This is a genomic window from Bradyrhizobium sp. Ai1a-2 (assembly GCF_000426245.1).
Classification (GTDB): domain Bacteria; phylum Pseudomonadota; class Alphaproteobacteria; order Rhizobiales; family Xanthobacteraceae; genus Bradyrhizobium.
Genome location: NZ_AUEZ01000081.1, coordinates 19,561 through 35,569 on the forward strand (window position 1 = coordinate 19,561; position 16,009 = coordinate 35,569).

Below are 16,009 nucleotides of genomic sequence, written 5' to 3' on the forward strand. Positions count from 1 at the left end.
CCGCGCGCTCCCTCGATCGGCTACAAGGTCTTCAGATATTCGATCAGGGCTTCGCGCTCTTTCTTGTCCAGCGCGCGGCCGATGACGCCCTTCGGATACGGCGCGGCTCCCTCGAACGAGTGGCCGCCTACGCCGTTGCCATGGATGTGCTTTCCGTCGCGATCGGTTGCCGAGAACAGCGTCTGGCCATTCTTGCACGACGTCTCGTCTCCCTTCACGTAGAAGCCGACGTGCTCCGGATCGAAATCACGCACGCCCATGCAGAACTTCCTTGGGCGTTCGGTGGCGGGCCGGAGCAGCCAGTCGAGCGAGGGGACGGAGCCGTTATGCAGGTAGGGCGCCGTGGCCCAGACGCCGTTCAGCGGGCGCGCGCGATAACGCGGTGCCGGCCCAGGGTTGGGGCAGTTCTTTCGTTCGCCCCACAGCTTCTTCTGCTCCGCCGGCGGGATGTGCCGATCGCCCATCCATTTCCGGCTGACAAGGTCCACCGTCACCATCAGTGCGAGGGCATACGACATCTCAGTGGAAGAGGTCGGCTGGACGTCAGCACATTCCCACCACTTCGTGAGGTCGCGCGTGGGGTCGATGCCGAGGAAGTCGGGGACCTGAACGTTTCGCGTGGTCAGTATGCTGGCCTGCGCCGCGTCCGTTCCCATGTCATCCGCCTTCTTCTGGACGGGATCGAGGACCGGGCTCGCGCCAGTACGATCCCAGCGCGGCGACGACCAGAAGCTCCTGTCAGGAAATTGAGCGTCGAACACGGCGTCATTGACCGGACCGAGATGGCATTCGACGCAGATCTCGGCGTACAGCTTCCGGCCCCTGGCCACGCGGTCCGGCTTGAGCTGCCAGGCCTGATCGTCGAACAATTGCGACGGCCATTTCGGCGCGGTCAAACCGCCAAAGCGCTGTGGCGTCTGCGTGAAGGGATCGGGGCCGCGCAGCATCGATTCGATCCACAACAGATTCTGCACCTCCACTGATGAGCGGAACAGCCTGTCTGCCGGATATTCGGGTGACATGTTGATCAGCGCCGTCACCCCTAACGCCTCGCCGGCATTGCGGATCAGCGGCTGCTCGATCGAGGCGTCGTATTGGGCATATTTGAGCCACGGCACGGTCCAGATCGGCGGGTAGCTGACCGGCGCGTCCTGGGCGTGCAGATTCTTTTCGAAGCCGCTGAGGCCGTTGATGGCCAGGTTCTGCGAGAAGACCTGGTTGCCGATGCGGTTGAGTGCATCGAGGCGGCCAAATCCTTCCTCGGTGTCCTTCTGTTGCTTGCCGTCCTCGGTCGTCTTGCCGGCAATCGTCTTGTCATAGGTATTTTGCCAGTCGAGCAGGAATTTGCCGATCGCTGCCAGCTTTTGCTTGAGCGCGCTGCGGTCTGCGTCGCTTGCGTCGGGCCCGAGCACGCGATCGGCGAAGCGCTTGAAACGGAACGGCACATACAAGGTGTAGGCAATGGAGAGGCCGGTCGTGAGTTCGAGCTTCTTCAGGTCGGTCATGGCCGGGCCGCCGTCGAAGCGCACCGCCACGCCCTTGTAGCGAAGCTGTCCGGTGTGGCAGGCGGCGCAAGTCAGCCCGATCTTGTCGTCCTCGCGGCGGCCCGTCGCGGGTTCGACAACGCCGGTCATCCGCGCGAAGCCGACCGGCAAGCCGTCGACATTCTCAACCGGTGTCTTCCATAGGCTTGAGGATGCCGGTGCAGGTGTCGTCTCGAAGATGCTGGCATAACCGAAGCGGCGCAGCGTGGTGTCGTCGGTATGGATGGTCTGGGGGCTCGGAATAAATCCGAAGCGCTCGAGATAGGCGCTGTCCTTCATCAGTCCGGGCGCGCCGAGCAGACGCAAATACGGCTGCTCCAGTGCGACGAACCAGGCATAGGGCACCGGGAATGTCGCTGTGCCCTGGCTGACATGGTGGAACCAGTACCGGTCCTCGATCGACCAGTTCTGGTCGAGCCAGTAGGCGGCTTTGGTCGCTGGCGTCTCCGGAAGCGGAGGCGGCAGCAATTGCGAGAGCTTGTCGGGCAGGACGGCCCTGACGCGATCCGGGAATTGCGTAACTGCAACCAGAAGCGCGATCACCACGGCCGCTGCGCTGCCGAGCACGCGAAGCGCGCGCCTGCGGGGGGCGACCTGCGGTTGGGATTCGATGCGCTCGACGATCCGCTCGGGCAGCCGGCGATCGACGAACAATGTCCTCACCTCCGCGACGCTGAGGTAGCGGTCCTTGCCTTCGCCCTTGCCCATGATGCGAAGCAGGACGGGCCATTCGCCCTTCATCAACAGCGGGTCGTACCAGCGCCGGTTGTCTTTCGCCCGCTCGAAATTGGCGTGCATGAAGGTGCTGATTTCGGACGCCGTCAGTCCGCGCTCGACGCCGCCAGCGGGATTCCTGCACTCCTGGCCGAACTCGGCAAGGCGCGCGATCTGGTCCTCGTGCACATGGGCGTGGGCGTCAAGGATGCGCGAGCCGACGCCGTGCTTGTCGAGCGGGCCGTCGCGCAGCGCATCAAGCTCGGCGCCGGACCACCAGCTCTTGAGCAGGCGCCAGGGGCTGAGGCCATTCGCGATGAGCGCGACGAGATAAGTCTCGATGCGCACCCGTACCTTGCCCAGCCCCTTCTCTCCGCTCGCCGCTTCGATCGTCCCGGACAGCGTCGAGAGGGGAACGATGTGGCCGTCGACAAATCCTTCCGCGACCAGCGCACGCAGGAATGGGCAGGGATTGTTCGGAGAAACGTCGATCGGCGGCGTGACCGGCTTCTTGGTGCGGGGGTCGTGCATCGCGCAAAATCCTGGACGTAACGAATCATGAAAAGCTGTCGCCCGATAGAAGCGGACGAAGTCTTAACATCCAGAATACAAGCGTGATGCTACGCTACTACAGCGTGTGACGAAGTTTGGCTGAATCTCTTAAGTCAGCGAACGACGGGAGGGCGCCGCGCCGGATTGCGTGCGCGTTCACGACTCGGCGGCAAACTTCCGGTTTTCGACAAGGGTCAGCCGGGCGAGCGGTACGCCGGCTTTCAGGAGTCCCTGACGATAGTGTTCGATATCGGCCGGCAGCTTCCAATGGAAGTTCTTCAAATGGCGATCAACGGTGAAAACCGGATAGTTGGACATCAAAACGCCGGTCGCGTCCGCCGCCTCTTCGGTCCGTCCCAATTGGGCCAGCGCGGCAGCGCGGATCGCCAGCGCCGGCATATGGTTCGGATTGATGTAGAGCTGCTCGCGCGCCCACGACAGGGTCGCGTCGTATTGTCCCAGCAGATAGTGGCTGAACGCGTTCAAGGCCGCCCATTGGTAGCGCGGGTCGCTGTTGCCGCGCTGCGCCCCCAGCGAAAAGAGCTCGATGGCCTGGCGATGCTCGCCGCTCACGAGGTGAACATATCCAAGCACCCCGCGCGCGCCCATATCGTATGGGTTGAGCGCCACTGCGCGGTTCGCGGCATCGAGCGCAGCCTCGTAGTGCCCCTCCACCGACCGCACATAGGACAGGATCTGAAAGGCAAAGGACGAGCGCGGATCGAGCCGAACGCTCGCCTCCGCAAGGCTTACGATCGACGTCCACAATTCGCGCGTACGCTTGAGCCAGCCAAACTGGATGCTTTGCACCTGGATCGTGGCGAGATAGGCATGCGCGATCGAAAGCGTCGGATCGAGCGCGATCGCTTCCTTGAACAGCGCAATGGAAGTCTCGTAATCCTCCTTGGTGTGCCGGTAATAGTAGGAAAGGCCTTTCAGGAATCGATCCCACGCGGTGACGTCGTTGGAAAGGCGGGCCGGCGCGGAAGCCTCCGCGCGGAATATCTCGGTGGCGATCGCCGCAGAAAGACTGGTCGTGATCTCGTCCTGCATCGCGAACAGATCGCCCATGTCGCGGTCATAGCGGCCGGTCCACAGTTGTTCACCGTTCTCGGGCGCAATGAGCTCGGCGGTCACCCGGATCTTGCTACCGGCACGCCTCACCGAGCCCTGGATCAGGTAGGTCGCGTCGATCTCGCGGGCGATCAGGCGGGTACTCACATTCTTGCCCTTGAAGGAGAATGTCGAGTTGCGACTCAGCACCCGATAGAAGGACTGCAGCGAGAGTGCGTGGATCAGGTCTTCGGTCAATCCGTCGGAAAAATACTCGTCGCTGGAGTCGCTCAAATTGGCGAAGGGAAGCACGCCGACGATCGCGGTCCGAGACTGCCCAGACAGGTCCGACGAATCCCGCACCTGGCGCCCACGCGCCTCGGAGCCGCCCAGCTCCCAGGTGAAGACCTCCACCGGGTCTGCGATATTCTTGAAACGATGGCTGCCGGTGCTGACCAGGGTGGCTTTGAGGTGCCTGCCAGCCTCCTGATACGCCTTGGCCGACGCGGCCAGCCCGCCCGGCGGGGAAACCGTCTCGAGCCGGACGGCGATGTTGACATCATCCCCGAACAGCTCGTCCTCGTCGGCCATCACATCGCCCATGTGAATGCCCATCCGGAACTGCATGACACGGTCTGCGGGAAGCTGGTTGTTGCGCTCCGCCATCAGCATCTGCATCTCGATGGCCGCCTCCAGCGCTCCGACGATGCTCGGAAACTCCAGCAGGAAGCCATCGCCGGTGTTCTTCAGGATACGGCCGCCGTGATTGAGGATGACCGGATGGATCGCGGTCCGGTGGGCTTTGAAGGCGGCATGCGTGCCCGCCTCGTCGGCACCCATCATCCGCGAGTAGCCGGCGACGTCGGCACAGACTATGGCAGCTAGCCGTCTCTCCATAATCGTATCTATGCTCCGGAATCGGCCAGTAACCGCTGAGCGCGCGGCCGGCCGTTCCAATTCTTATAAAACAAGATGTGCCTGGCGGAAGCCCGATCTGGAGATCATAGTAATGCAAACGTTCCGGAATTGGCAGCGGACCACCCCGGAAATATTAGCTGCACGATTTTTGTGTCGTGGAAATAATGGTGGACAGCTCTTCTTGTCAGTTGGCCAACGCCCGCGTGAGAGATGACGACGATGCTCGGAATTCACGAAATATGGCTTTTCATCCTTTCGGGGCTGCTGCTTAACGTCACGCCGGGGCCGGACACCGCCTACATCATCGGCAGGAGCATGCAACTCGGATGGCGAGGCGGCGCGGCGGCCGCGCTCGGCATCAGCTGCGGCTGCCTTTTTCATGTCTTCGGCGCGGCGATCGGGCTTTCGGCGCTGCTGATGACCTCCTCTGTGGCCTTTACCACCCTCAAATGGGTCGGCGCGGCCTATCTCCTGTTCACGGGCGTCCAGATGCTGCTGTCACGCCAGCGCCCGATCGCGGATGTCACCCTTCAGGGTGAGGCGCCGACGCTGCGCCGGGTCTTCTGGCAGGGCGCGCTGACCAATGCGCTCAATCCGAAGGTGGCGCTGTTCTTTCTCGCCTTCCTGCCGCAGTTCGTGGCGGCTGATTCGCCGCACAAGACCGCCGCCTTCCTACTGCTCGGCGCGATCTTCGTCTTCAACGGCACGCTGTGGTGCCTTGGTGTCGCGGGCTTTGCGGCGCGGGCGGCGATCCGGATCCGCCGCTCCAGCGGCGTGATCGCCTGGATCAACCGCACCCTCGGCGGGCTGTTCGTCTATCTCGGCTTCCGTGTGGCGATGCTGGAAGCGCGTTAGAGCGTTTTCGAGCGAAGTGGATGCCGGTTCGCGTGAAGAAAACGCGTCAAGACAAGAATATCTAGGTTCAGCCGTGGATCTTCACGAGTGCGCTGCCGGCGAGGTAGACCCCGAGCAGGATCATCGCGATCAGGAACCAGCGGCGGAACGCCTCGGGCTGCAGCCGTGAGCGCACCGCCTGCCCGATGAACATGCCGATGAAGGACGCCGCCATTGCTACCGCGCCCGGTAGTGCGGTCGCAGCGGTCAACACGCCGGCGGCGGTGAGATTGAAGGCGAGGGCGATGGTTGCGGTCGTGAAGAAGACGCCGAGCGCCTGCACCAATTCGTCCTTCTCCATGCCGATCGCCTGCATGAATGGCATCGACGGGATCACCTGCACGCCGGTCGCCGCCGAGATCACCCCGGTCACGACGCCGACGATGCCGCCGATCCATTTCTCGTCGCGCCGGCCGACCTTGAAGCTGAAGCGGCTGAGGCCCACCACCGCATAGATGACGAGCAGGAGACCGAGCACGACGGTGCCATAGGGCGCATAAGGTCCGGTCAGCAGCCCGCGGTTCAGCCAGATGCCGACCACGGTGCCGATCATCAGCGGCCAGAGCCGCTTGAGGATGTCGCGCAGGTAAGAGCCGACGAAGGTCTGCCAGATGTTGGTGACGATCGCCGGCACGATCACGATCGAGATCGCCTGAGCCGGCGGCATCGTCACCGCCAGCAGCCCCATGGAAACCGTCGGCAGGCCAAGCCCGAGCGTTCCCTTGACGAAACCGGCGAGCAGGAAGGCGAAGGCGATCAGGATCAGGAGCGAGTCGAACATGGGGGCACATTGACCGATCGGCGGAAGCGGCACAATCTGGAGATTACGGAGAGTGCCTTCGGCTTCTCCGAAGATAAACGGAGCTTGATTTGCGCTTCGACCTGGTCGATCTGCAGCTCTTCATCGCGGTGGCGGAGACGCGCAGCATCACCAATGGCGCCTCCCGCGTTCATCTGGCGCTTGCGTCCGCCAGCGAACGGATCAAGGGGCTCGAGGCTGCGCTTGGCGTGTCCCTGCTCAAGCGCGGCCGCCGCGGCGTCGAGTTGACCGCCGCCGGCGAAAGCCTGCTCGATCATGCGCGGATCGTGATCCACAATGTCGAGGCGCTGCGCGGCGACCTTGCCGCCTATGCCAGCGGCGTCAGGGCGAGCGTGCTGCTGCTCGCCAACACCTCCGGCCTGTCGGAGCATCTGCCGCGGGCGCTCGCCGCCTTCCTGCGTGAGCACCCCGACATCAATGTCGACGTCGAGGAGCGCGAGAGCGCCGACATCGCGGCCGCGATCGCGACCGGTGCTGCGGATCTCGGCTTCGCCGCCGAGCATGCGCTGCCCGAAAGCGTCGAGCGCTTCCTGTTCAGCGAGGACCGCCTGACGCTGGTGGCCTCGCGCCGCAGCGATCTCGCAGGCCGCCGCCAGATCGATTTCCAGGACGTGACCGGTTATGACTTCGTCGGGTTGACCGCCTCGACCGCGCTGCAGGCTCACATCGCAAAGCATGCCGCCCGGCTCGGCGCCCGACTCCGGTTCCGGGCGCGCCTGCGCGATTTCGACGCGATCTGCCAGATGGTCGCCGCCGATGTCGGTATCGCCGTGATCCCGGAGGCGGCCGCCCGGCGCTGCGCCCGGTCGATGCCGATCGCCTCGATCCGGCTGCGCGACTCCTGGGCCGACCGCAAACTCACCATCTGCGCCCGCAGCTTCAAGGCACTGCCGCGTCCGGCGAAGCTGCTCGTCGACTATCTGCGCAGGGCAGCGCCGTGATAGGCCGCCAGAGCTTCGGTTCTGATGGAATCAGAACCGAAGCTCTAGATTCTTGTTTTGACGCGTTTTCTTCATGCGAACCGGTGTCCACTTCGCGCGAAAACGCTCTAGCTCAACCATTGAGCAGTTTCATCGCCGCTTCGTGCACTCGCGGGTCGCCGGCGGCGATGATGCGGCCGCCGCTCTGCGCCGGCTTGCCTTCCCAGGTGGTGACGACGCCGCCGGCGCCGGTAACGATCGGGATCAGGCCGGCGATGTCATACGGCTTGAGCTCGGTCTCGACCACGAGATCGAGATGGCCGGCGGCCAGCATGCAGTAGGAGTAGCAGTCGCCGCCATAGCGCGTGAGCTTGGCGGCGTTCTCGATCCGTCCAAAGCATGTCCGGTCGGCAGCATTCATCAACAGCGGACTCGTGGTGTAGGCGGTTGCCTCCTTCAACGACGCGCAGCGCCGGACCGATAGCCGCCGCTCGCCGGACGGGCCGGAATATTGTGCCGAACCGTTGTCGCCGGAAAACCGCTCGCCGATATAGGGCTGATGCATCATCCCGAACACCGGCGTGCCCTTGTGCAAGAGCGCGATCAGCGTGCCCCAGATCGGAAAGCCGCCGATGAATGACTTGGTGCCGTCGATCGGATCGAGCACCCAGACATATTCGGCGTCCTCGCGCTCATTGCCGAATTCCTCGCCGACGATGCCGTGCTGGGGGAAGTTAGCCTTGATCAACCGCCGCATCACCGCCTCCGCCGCGCGGTCGGCTTCGGTCACGGGATCGAACTCGTTGACGCTCTTGTTGTCGATTGAGAGCGAGGTGCGGAAGAACGGCAGGATGGTTTCGCCGGCGGCGGTCGCGAGGCGGCCGATGAAGGCAGTGAAATCAATGACCGGCACGGCTGTTCCTTAAGGGCGCGATGCGAACTGGCGAGTTCAGCACTACTGCCTAGCTCAATCCGGGCTGATCCGCACCGACATTGACGAGGTTTGTCGCTGGCATTTTGAATGCCGGAGGGACGCCGTGCGCCGCTATGAATTTTGGTACCGGGTGCAATCACGAAATCGAGAGATTGCCCTCAAAGACGGTATTAATAATTCATTTCTTCAAGAACATATTGAAACGAAACGACAAAATTCGAGTTTAGCCCTGTGTTGCTGGTCTGCAAGCCCTGCGGATAATGCATGGGAAATGAATCTAAAACCGCTTGCGTTTTGTGCGACGCGGCCGCATATTGTTGCGGTGCGGTAGCGCCTCGCGCTATCGCTGCCCTCCTTGGGCGTTTCCTCCCTAGACTTGGGCCGCTTGTTCATTCAAGCGGCCCTTTTTTCTTTGGAAGTTGTTTTGCTCCGTCATTCCGGGGTTGCATGCCCGAGATGACGACGAGCGCTTATTCCGCCGCTGCCTGGAACGGGCCGAGATCGCCGAGCGGGACTTCCGCGAGGGCCTGCGCCAAGGTCGCAAAATCGGCAACCACCTGCGCAAAGCGCGGCCCGCGCTCGCGCCTCCGCTCATCCATATAGACCGCGCGGTTGAGCTCGAGCTGAACGGTATGCAGCCCGCTCGCCGGGTTGCCGTAGTGCTCGGTGATGAACCCGCCGGCATAGGGCTTGTTGCGGCCGATCGAATAGCCGAGCCCGTTCATGACGTCTTCGACCACGTCGGGCAGCATCGGCGCGCAGCTTGTGCCGTAGCGGTCGCCAATCACGATGTCGGGCCGCCGCGGCTCGTCCCGCGACACCCCGATCGACGGCATCGAGTGGCAGTCGACCACAACAACGGTTCCAAACGCCTGGTGCGCCTTGTTGATCAGCCGCCGCAGCGCCCGGTGATAGGGCTTGTAGAGCGCCTCGATCCGCGACAACGCCTCGTCGACATTGAGCCTTTCGCGATAGATCTCCTGGCCGTCGCCGACGACGCGCGGGATCGTGCCAAGCCCGCCGGCGACCCGCATCGAGCGCGTATTGGCAAAGCTCGGGAGCCGGCCTGTGAACATGCGCGGGTCGAGCTCGTAGGGCTCGCGGTTCACGTCGACATAGGAGCGCGGGAAGTGCACCCGCACGACCGGAAAGCCGCGCGCGCTCAAGCCCTCGATCAACTCGTCCATGAACGAGTCTTCTGAGCGCCTGAGCGACGTCAGATCGATCCTGGAGGCGTTGAGAAATTCGGCCGGATAGACCGAGCCCGAATGCGGCGAGTTAAAGATGATCGGCGCCCGCCAGTTGACGGGCTCGACGATCTCGAACGGAGGCGGCAATTCACCGTCAGGCGTGCTCATCGTCCGGCGCCGTCCCTTCAATTCCGCTGGGGCTTCCAGCACGATTCTGCCGGAAAAACGGAGGATTTATGTGCGGTCATTTTCGGTAATCACAACCCTTCTGCCAAGCGAAAAAAATCGTGAGCCGGGCTGGAATGTCTCTTAAGAAGAGGTAACGCCCGACGTGATTGATTCGCGCGGCATTCGGGTCCACAACCAGCTAAGCATCCGGTCGGTCACGCCGGGTCAACTTTCACTCGAAATTTACCGACTATCGGGCTTAGTGTACGGACCGATCCTCCCAAGCCGGGATTCGACGAAATCAACGCCATGCCCAAAATCCTCCTCGCCGAAGACGACAACGATATGCGCCGCTTCCTGGTCAAGGCGCTCGAAAACGCCGGATTCCAGGTCTCCCCGCATGACAACGGCATGTCGGCCTATCAGAGGCTGCGCGAGGAGCCGTTCGAGATGCTGCTGACCGACATCGTGATGCCGGAGATGGACGGCATTGAGCTCGCCCGCCGTGCCTCGGAACTCGATCCCGACATCAAGATCATGTTCATCACCGGCTTCGCCGCCGTCGCCCTGAACTCCGATTCGGAGGCGCCCAAGAACGCCAAGGTGCTGGCCAAGCCCGTTCACCTGCGCGAATTGGTCAGCGAAGTTAACAAGATGCTGGCGGCCTGACCCGCGGCCAAGATTCGCCCCCAAGCATCCTTGCCTGCCCGCCTGGGGTCCGTTATAGGGACCCGACCCAGCCGATTTTTCGGGCGCGTAGCTCAGCGGGAGAGCACTACCTTGACATGGTAGGGGTCACAGGTTCGATCCCTGTCGCGCCCACCAGCCTTCGCTCGCGAAGCGAGAAGGCTGCCGCGCCGAAGCCCAACGGGCGCAGGCGGGCTTGTGTCCGCGAGCTACGGCTCGGCAAGCCACTTCTTCGTTCCTTGAGGGCTGCGTGGCGCAGCCATGCGGAGCGCCAGGACGGAGCGTGTCCGGCGTCGCTTGAACGCAGTGAAAGCGAAGACGGACTGCCGGAGCTGGTTGGGTATCCGCTTTAATTGTCAGATAGCTGTGGCTCTATCGTCCTATGACGGGCTCCTGCGGACGATCCGGTTCGTAGGATGGGTAGAGCGCAGCGAAACCCATCGCGATGGGGCGGCTACGCAAATGATGGGTTTCGCTGCGCTCTACCCATCCTACGATTCTCCCGCGCCTTGCAGCGGCGTCGTGCTGGGAAGCGCGTCTTCACGCGTGTGCCGACAGGATCTCAAGCTCGCTGTGGAGATACCCTGACGGAAACACGACGCCGCATTCGTCGCCTCGCCTCCAGACGACGTGGCAATGCGTGCTCGATCTGAAGCCGTCGAACGACATGAGGAAGTCGTTGGCGAAGAAGTGAAATGAATTCGAGTACAAACCAGCGCCGCGCATATGGAGATTTCTTACCAGGCAGGGATGAACTCCCTGAATTCCACTAAAGGAAAGCAATGCGAGCTGGTTCAACTGAATACGTTCTAGGGCACGACGTTCAATCATGACCGGACGCTCCAATCGATAAAAAATATCAGCAATTGAAGTCCGTGAACGCTACAACTTTCCACCAGTACGGCTGTCCTAACGTGCGCGCTTGTGTCCCTATGGTTAACGGACGACGCGAAGAACGCGCGCGCGAGATGGCACAAACGGCATATCCGCGTAGCGCCTGACATTTTCTGCCTTTGCGCTTTGGCACAAAGTGCACTGACGATCACGTAAAGGTTGTGCTTATTTGCGGTGCTACTTCTCGCCGATCACACCACGAGCGCCACAGCCCCCGTGGTCGGCCGGGAGAGGCAAGGCGGCCCCGGCGTGATCCCGACAGCTCGCGCCGGGGCAGTCCGGCTGATCTTGGTTTGAATGGTGACGATCACGTTGGCTTCAGTCATGTCGCAGAAATTACCGACCGCTTCACGATGCGGAACCGTGCGGAGCAGGCGGTCGGAGCGGTGAGCTGACACGCGCGAGCCAGTTCCATCTCATTTGACGGCCTGTCTCGGTCCGGCGCCAGCCGTTTTAGAGACATGTCACAAATCCTATATAGAGAGATGGCCATTGTGCTTGGCTGAGGGGCTCGGCGCGCCTCGAATGACCTGACTGGCCTTCTCCAGAGATGTCTGTACCGACCAGAATTGCTATCGCGGCGAAAGCGCCCGCCACATGAAGATGGACGGTTCAGATGATCCGTTGCCCGAGAGGGAGGCGGACCGGATCAAGGCTGCGCTCACTGCGGGAGACCCTGCCGCGTGGTCCAACGCGGAAGTGGCGCGTCTCGTCATCATCCCGGCTCTGGCGGTGCTGTTGTTTGCCGGCGGCGTCTATTGGATCAAGGTACGACAGCCGACCGCATCATCCGTCGATCAAGGACCGACATCCACGATACAGGTGCGCTTGGTTCCTCAAATCGAGCAGACACCGATCCCCATCGATACGCCTTCGCAGGCGACGACGGCAAATGTAGCCCATTCAAATCCCGACGCCGAACAGACGGATGATCGGGCGAAGGATGAGGTTGTGGTCAAGTCGCCCGAGCGGGCGTCCCTGCCTGTTGAAACCAGCCCCAGCGTCCCCAGCATCTCACGTCCTTCGACCATGACGAATGTGGTGCCGAACAATGCGCTGGTGAAGTTTCAGCAAAGCCTGCTCAAGCACATCGCAAGGTTTCAGCGATATCCCGCGGCGGCCCACAACAGGCTTCAAGGCACGGTCCAAACGTTCTTCTCGATCGACCGGAAAGGGCGCCTGTTGGGTGTTTGGGTGAAGACGAGCTCCGGCCAGACATTGCTCGATACCGAGGCGATCGAGACCATCAAGAGGGCGCAACCCCTTCCATCCATCCCGGCCGGACTTCCGGATCGCCTCAGTATCGAGGTTCAACTTGCCTTCGATCCACCCTGAGGCGGCTCCCCGTATTTTCCCTGCGATCTATCATGATCCGACTAGGTTCAAATGCAGCCGCGGCGAAGCTACGCTTCCTCTCCCGCTTGCGGGAGAAGTGAAGCCAGTCCGCGATCAATTCAATCAAATCGCATCATACTCTACGGCTGATTGCCCGGCCCGAAGGTGCAGTCGACGCCGCCACCCGCCTTTTGCTTGATCACCTTGGGATCGAGCGTGCAGTTCAGGTTCGACAGGCCGGCGATGTTCGATCCGGCCGCGCCCTCGGCGGGGACGCCCGCCATCAGCATTGTTGCAAACAATTCGTTGGCGTCGCGGCCTTTCAGCGCGCGCTTGGCGATCTTGAAGGTGATGTCGCAGGAGCGCGACGTGATGTCGACATTGCTGGTGCGGCAGACGATCTTGTCGGCGGTGACGGAGATCTTTCCGCCATAGGGAAAATTGGTGTCGCCCTTGAAGAAGGAAGCGACGGTGCGCTTGGGTGCAGCGGCGATCGGCGCGTATTGCGCGACCACGGCGGCGAGCGCCAGTGCGGTCGAACCTGACGCGGAGTTTGCCGGCGCCGCGCTGGCGTCGTTGATCGCAAGAAAGAAGGTGAGAGCTGCCAATGGTCCCGCGCGCATCGTTGCTGTCTCCCGGTCGGTGATCGACTTTGCCTCCACCTACGTAGCACAGGGAATCTTGCCAGTTGGTGATCTTTCCCGCGCGCCATATCGACATGCCGGCAGTCGCGGCAGCGGCCGCTGTGCTGTGAGGGCAGAGCGGCCCCGCGACCAGAGCCTTGCACCAGCCCGGAATAGGCGTCACATTGATGTTCGCGACACTGGAGCGTGACGACTTTTCCTCGAAATCGTCGTCCCGCTCTGGCTCTTTGTTTGAGCATGATCCTTTTCGGAAAACCGGTCTCCATTTTTCCGGATCATGCTCTAAGATCGCCAAACAACAAGAACGACCAACGGGAAACGCCATGGCCGGCACGCGGATCGACTGCGACATCCATCCCGCGGTGGGCGGAACGCGCACCACGCTGCTGCCCTATCTCGACGATCATTGGAAAGAGCAGGTCGTGAGCCGCGCGATCGACGGGCTCGATCTCAATTCCTATCCGCCGTCCATGCCGCTCTCCGGCCGCGCTGACTGGCGGCCGGCTGATGGCAAGAAGCCCGGCAGCGATCTTGCCATGGTGCAGCGCGGCGCGTTCGATCAGCTCGGCGCGAGTCACGCGATCTGCAACGTGGTCTACGGCGCGCAAGCCGTGTTCGACCCCTATATGGCGGCCGGCTTCTGCAAGGCGATCAACGACTGGATCGCCGCCGAATGGCTTGACCGCGACAAGCGGCTGCGCGCCTCGATCGTGGTGCCGATGCAGGCGCCGGATCTGGCAATCGAGGAGATCGAACGCCGTGCGGCCGACAATCGTTTCGTCTCCATCCTGGTGCTGTCGCAGGGCGAGATGCTGCTTGGCCGGCGGCATTACTGGCCGGTCTATCAGGCCGCGGAAAAATACAAGCTGCCGCTCGCGATCCATGCCGGCAGCCAGTATCGGGGCGCGCCAGGTTCGATCGGGTGGCCGTCCTATCGCTACGAATATTATCTTGCGGAAGCGCAGGCGTTCCAGGCGCAGGTGCTGAGCCTGATCTATGAGGGCGTGTTCGGCAAGTTCCCGGAGTTGAAAGTGGTGCTGATGGAATCGGGCGTGAGCTGGCTGCCCGCTTTCATGTGGCGCGCCAACAAGACCTGGCGCGGCGTGCGCGTCGAGGTGCCCTGGGTCGAGCGCGAGCCCGCTGCGATCATCCGCGACCATGTCCGCGTCACCATGCAGCCGTTCGACGCGCCGCCCGATGCGGCCGGTGTTGCCGACATCATCGACCAGATCGGTTCCGACAAGATGTTCCTGTTCGCCTCCGACTATCCGCACTGGCAGTTCGACGGCGACGATCCGATTCCGCCGAACCTGCCGAAGAGCGTTGTCGCTCGCATGTGCGCGGACAATCCGCTCGAAACCTTTCCGCGCCTCAAGCTGGACGCGTAAGAGCATGATCCGGAAAAGTGGAACCGGTTTTCCTCGCGACAAATGCGAAGCATTTCGGCAGAGATCATGCTTCAAAAATAAAGGAGGATCGCATGAGTGAGGTCATCGACCGCCCCATCCTCGACCAGGAAAATACCGCCGCGACGCGCTTGCGCATTATCGATTGCGACATCCATCCGAGCATCCAGGCGCATAGCGACCTCAACGAGTTTCTGCCGAAGCGCTGGCAGGAGCATTTGAAGACCTATGGCAGCCATCTGCGTACGCCCTATATCGGCACCACGCCCTATCCGCGCTCCTCGCCGCTGATCGCGCGGCGCGATGCGTGGCCGCCGACCGGCGGGCCGCCTGGCTCCGATCTCGATTTCATGCGCAAGCAGCATCTCGATCCGCTCGATGTCGAGTTTGGCATCCTGCAGGTGCTCGATCTCTTCATCTTCTCGCAGCAGAACCTCGAATTCGGCGCCGCGATCCAGCGCGCCATCAATGACTGGCAGCTCGCCTTCTGGTCGCACCGCGATCCCCGTCTGAAGGCGTCGATCCTGGTCGGGCAGGACGACACCCAGCTTGCGATCGAGGAGATCGAACGCTGCGCCAGGACCGGCGAGTACATCCAGATCAACGTCTCGCCACGCGCCAACGAGCCGCTCGGCCGCCGCCGCTACTGGCCGATCTATGCGCAGGCGCAGGAGCTTGATCTGCCGCTCGGCATCCATGTCGGCGGCTATGGCGGGCACGCGCCGACCGGCGGCGGCTGGCCGTCCTATTATTGCGAGGAGCACCAGTCGAACGCGCATACGGTGGCGGCGCAATTGACGAGCCTGGTGCTCGAAGGCGTGCCGGAGCGCTTTCCCAAATTGAAGATCGTGTTCATCGAGGGCGGCTTCGGCTGGATCCCGTCGACGACCTGGCGGATGGACCAGCATTTCGAGCGCTTCCGCAGCGAGGTGCCGCATCTGAAGCAGAAGCCGAGCGAATATGTGAAGCAGCATTTCTGGTTCACGACCCAGCCGATCGACGTATCCGGAATAGCGCCCAGGCACTCCTTGGTCACGTCATCGTAAGCGCTCCTTTCTACGCACCTATGCAGTTGAGCGCGGGGATGGGATGAGGCGTCCACCATGAGCGAGGTGGACACCATCGATGATCACTCCAGAAGAACCTTTGAGACTTGAGACGGTCGGCGTGTTGCGCAATGGCCGGCGTCGCTATGATCCGGCCAGCAAACAGCGACTGGTCGAGGCCTGTCTGCAGCCTGGCGTGTCGCTGGCGGGGCTGGCGTTGCAACACGGCGTGAACGCGAACCTGCTGCGCAAGTGGGTGGCCAAGCGACAACTTCAGAACGGGGATGGCC

General features: G+C 62.4%; 16 protein-coding genes and 1 tRNA gene. 9 read left to right on the plus strand and 8 right to left on the minus strand.

Annotation, left to right across the window (positions count from 1 at the left end; all coding sequences use genetic code 11):
* Window positions 1–20: 20 nt before the first annotated feature.
* The gene (locus tag K288_RS0134990; protein ID WP_027583730.1) at window positions 21–2,789 is read right to left on the minus strand and encodes a di-heme-cytochrome C peroxidase; all 2,769 of its coding nucleotides are present in this window, start codon (window positions 2,787–2,789) and stop codon (window positions 21–23) included.
* A 177-nt stretch (window positions 2,790–2,966) separates the two neighbouring features.
* Window positions 2,967–4,760: an adenylate/guanylate cyclase domain-containing protein gene (locus K288_RS0134995; protein ID WP_027583731.1), complete on the minus strand. Its 1,794-nt coding sequence runs from the start codon at window positions 4,758–4,760 to the stop codon at window positions 2,967–2,969.
* 240 nt (window positions 4,761–5,000) lie between these two features.
* Between K288_RS0134995 and K288_RS0135000 the strand changes: the two genes are divergently transcribed.
* Entirely contained in the window at window positions 5,001–5,636 is a 636-nt protein-coding gene (locus tag K288_RS0135000) for a LysE family translocator (protein WP_027583732.1), read from the plus strand.
* Between the two features lie 67 nt (window positions 5,637–5,703).
* Here the strand turns inward: K288_RS0135000 and K288_RS0135005 are convergent, their stop codons facing one another.
* Window positions 5,704–6,456, minus strand: coding sequence for a sulfite exporter TauE/SafE family protein (locus K288_RS0135005; protein ID WP_027583733.1), 753 nt, complete (start codon window positions 6,454–6,456; stop codon window positions 5,704–5,706).
* An 89-nt stretch (window positions 6,457–6,545) separates the two neighbouring features.
* Here K288_RS0135005 and K288_RS0135010 point away from each other — a divergent pair, with 89 nt between their 5' ends.
* A complete protein-coding gene (locus K288_RS0135010) occupies window positions 6,546–7,436 on the plus strand; it encodes a LysR substrate-binding domain-containing protein (protein WP_027583734.1) in 891 nt (296 codons plus the stop codon).
* 112 nt (window positions 7,437–7,548) lie between these two features.
* On the opposite strand, the gene hisN is transcribed toward K288_RS0135010, so the two are convergent.
* A complete protein-coding gene (hisN, locus tag K288_RS0135015) occupies window positions 7,549–8,328 on the minus strand; it encodes a histidinol-phosphatase (RefSeq protein WP_027583735.1) in 780 nt (259 codons plus the stop codon).
* Between the two features lie 124 nt (window positions 8,329–8,452).
* Between hisN and K288_RS52870 the strand changes: the two genes are divergently transcribed.
* Entirely contained in the window at window positions 8,453–8,680 is a 228-nt protein-coding gene (locus K288_RS52870; protein ID WP_152535815.1) for a hypothetical protein, read from the plus strand.
* Window positions 8,681–8,819: 139 nt separating this feature from the next.
* On the opposite strand, the gene K288_RS0135025 is transcribed toward K288_RS52870, so the two are convergent.
* Entirely contained in the window at window positions 8,820–9,707 is an 888-nt protein-coding gene (locus K288_RS0135025) for an N-formylglutamate amidohydrolase (RefSeq protein WP_027583736.1), read from the minus strand.
* Window positions 9,708–10,016: 309 nt separating this feature from the next.
* On the opposite strand from K288_RS0135025, the gene K288_RS0135030 reads away from it, so the two are divergent.
* Both K288_RS0135030 and K288_RS0135035 read left to right on the plus strand, forming a co-directional pair.
* The gene (locus K288_RS0135030; RefSeq protein ID WP_027583737.1) at window positions 10,017–10,376 is read left to right on the plus strand and encodes a response regulator; all 360 of its coding nucleotides are present in this window, start codon (window positions 10,017–10,019) and stop codon (window positions 10,374–10,376) included.
* Window positions 10,377–10,457: 81 nt separating this feature from the next.
* Window positions 10,458–10,532, plus strand: a tRNA-Val gene (locus tag K288_RS0135035).
* Window positions 10,533–10,934: 402 nt separating this feature from the next.
* Here K288_RS0135035 and K288_RS52875 read toward each other — a convergent pair.
* Window positions 10,935–11,225 carry a PilZ domain-containing protein gene (locus tag K288_RS52875; protein WP_152535816.1) on the minus strand — a complete coding sequence of 97 codons (291 nt, stop codon included), beginning with the start codon at window positions 11,223–11,225 and terminating at the stop codon, window positions 10,935–10,937.
* A gap of 254 nt (window positions 11,226–11,479) precedes the next feature.
* A complete protein-coding gene (locus K288_RS52880) occupies window positions 11,480–11,686 on the minus strand; it encodes a hypothetical protein (protein ID WP_152535817.1) in 207 nt (68 codons plus the stop codon).
* A gap of 199 nt (window positions 11,687–11,885) precedes the next feature.
* Here K288_RS52880 and K288_RS47430 point away from each other — a divergent pair, with 199 nt between their 5' ends.
* Window positions 11,886–12,623, plus strand: a complete 738-nt coding sequence (locus K288_RS47430; protein WP_051334899.1) for a TonB family protein — start codon at window positions 11,886–11,888, stop codon at window positions 12,621–12,623.
* A 140-nt stretch (window positions 12,624–12,763) separates the two neighbouring features.
* On the opposite strand, the gene K288_RS0135050 is transcribed toward K288_RS47430, so the two are convergent.
* Window positions 12,764–13,246 carry a hypothetical protein gene (locus tag K288_RS0135050; RefSeq protein WP_027583739.1) on the minus strand — a complete coding sequence of 161 codons (483 nt, stop codon included), beginning with the start codon at window positions 13,244–13,246 and terminating at the stop codon, window positions 12,764–12,766.
* 344 nt (window positions 13,247–13,590) lie between these two features.
* On the opposite strand from K288_RS0135050, the gene K288_RS0135055 reads away from it, so the two are divergent.
* The 3 genes from K288_RS0135055 to K288_RS0135065 all read left to right on the plus strand — a co-directional run.
* Window positions 13,591–14,655: an amidohydrolase family protein gene (locus K288_RS0135055; RefSeq protein WP_027583740.1), complete on the plus strand. Its 1,065-nt coding sequence runs from the start codon at window positions 13,591–13,593 to the stop codon at window positions 14,653–14,655.
* 92 nt (window positions 14,656–14,747) lie between these two features.
* A complete protein-coding gene (locus K288_RS47435) occupies window positions 14,748–15,719 on the plus strand; it encodes an amidohydrolase family protein (protein WP_084799957.1) in 972 nt (323 codons plus the stop codon).
* Between the two features lie 79 nt (window positions 15,720–15,798).
* A partial coding sequence (locus tag K288_RS0135065) for a transposase (protein ID WP_043161512.1) occupies window positions 15,799–16,009 on the plus strand: 211 nt, incomplete at its 3' end.

Coding starts and splice junctions, on each gene's coding strand:
- K288_RS47435 (WP_084799957.1), top strand. CDS start 14,748: ATGAGTGAGGTCATCGACCGCCCCATCCTCGACCAGGAAAATACCGCC.
- K288_RS0135000 (WP_027583732.1), top strand. CDS start 5,001: ATGCTCGGAATTCACGAAATATGGCTTTTCATCCTTTCGGGGCTGCTG.
- K288_RS0135030 (WP_027583737.1), top strand. CDS start 10,017: ATGCCCAAAATCCTCCTCGCCGAAGACGACAACGATATGCGCCGCTTC.
- K288_RS0134995 (WP_027583731.1), bottom strand. CDS start 4,760: ATGGAGAGACGGCTAGCTGCCATAGTCTGTGCCGACGTCGCCGGCTAC.
- K288_RS52875 (WP_152535816.1), bottom strand. CDS start 11,225: ATGATTGAACGTCGTGCCCTAGAACGTATTCAGTTGAACCAGCTCGCA.
- K288_RS47430 (WP_051334899.1), top strand. CDS start 11,886: ATGAAGATGGACGGTTCAGATGATCCGTTGCCCGAGAGGGAGGCGGAC.
- K288_RS0134990 (WP_027583730.1), bottom strand. CDS start 2,789: ATGCACGACCCCCGCACCAAGAAGCCGGTCACGCCGCCGATCGACGTT.
- K288_RS0135025 (WP_027583736.1), bottom strand. CDS start 9,707: ATGAGCACGCCTGACGGTGAATTGCCGCCTCCGTTCGAGATCGTCGAG.
- K288_RS0135050 (WP_027583739.1), bottom strand. CDS start 13,246: ATGCGCGCGGGACCATTGGCAGCTCTCACCTTCTTTCTTGCGATCAAC.
- K288_RS0135005 (WP_027583733.1), bottom strand. CDS start 6,456: ATGTTCGACTCGCTCCTGATCCTGATCGCCTTCGCCTTCCTGCTCGCC.
- K288_RS0135055 (WP_027583740.1), top strand. CDS start 13,591: ATGGCCGGCACGCGGATCGACTGCGACATCCATCCCGCGGTGGGCGGA.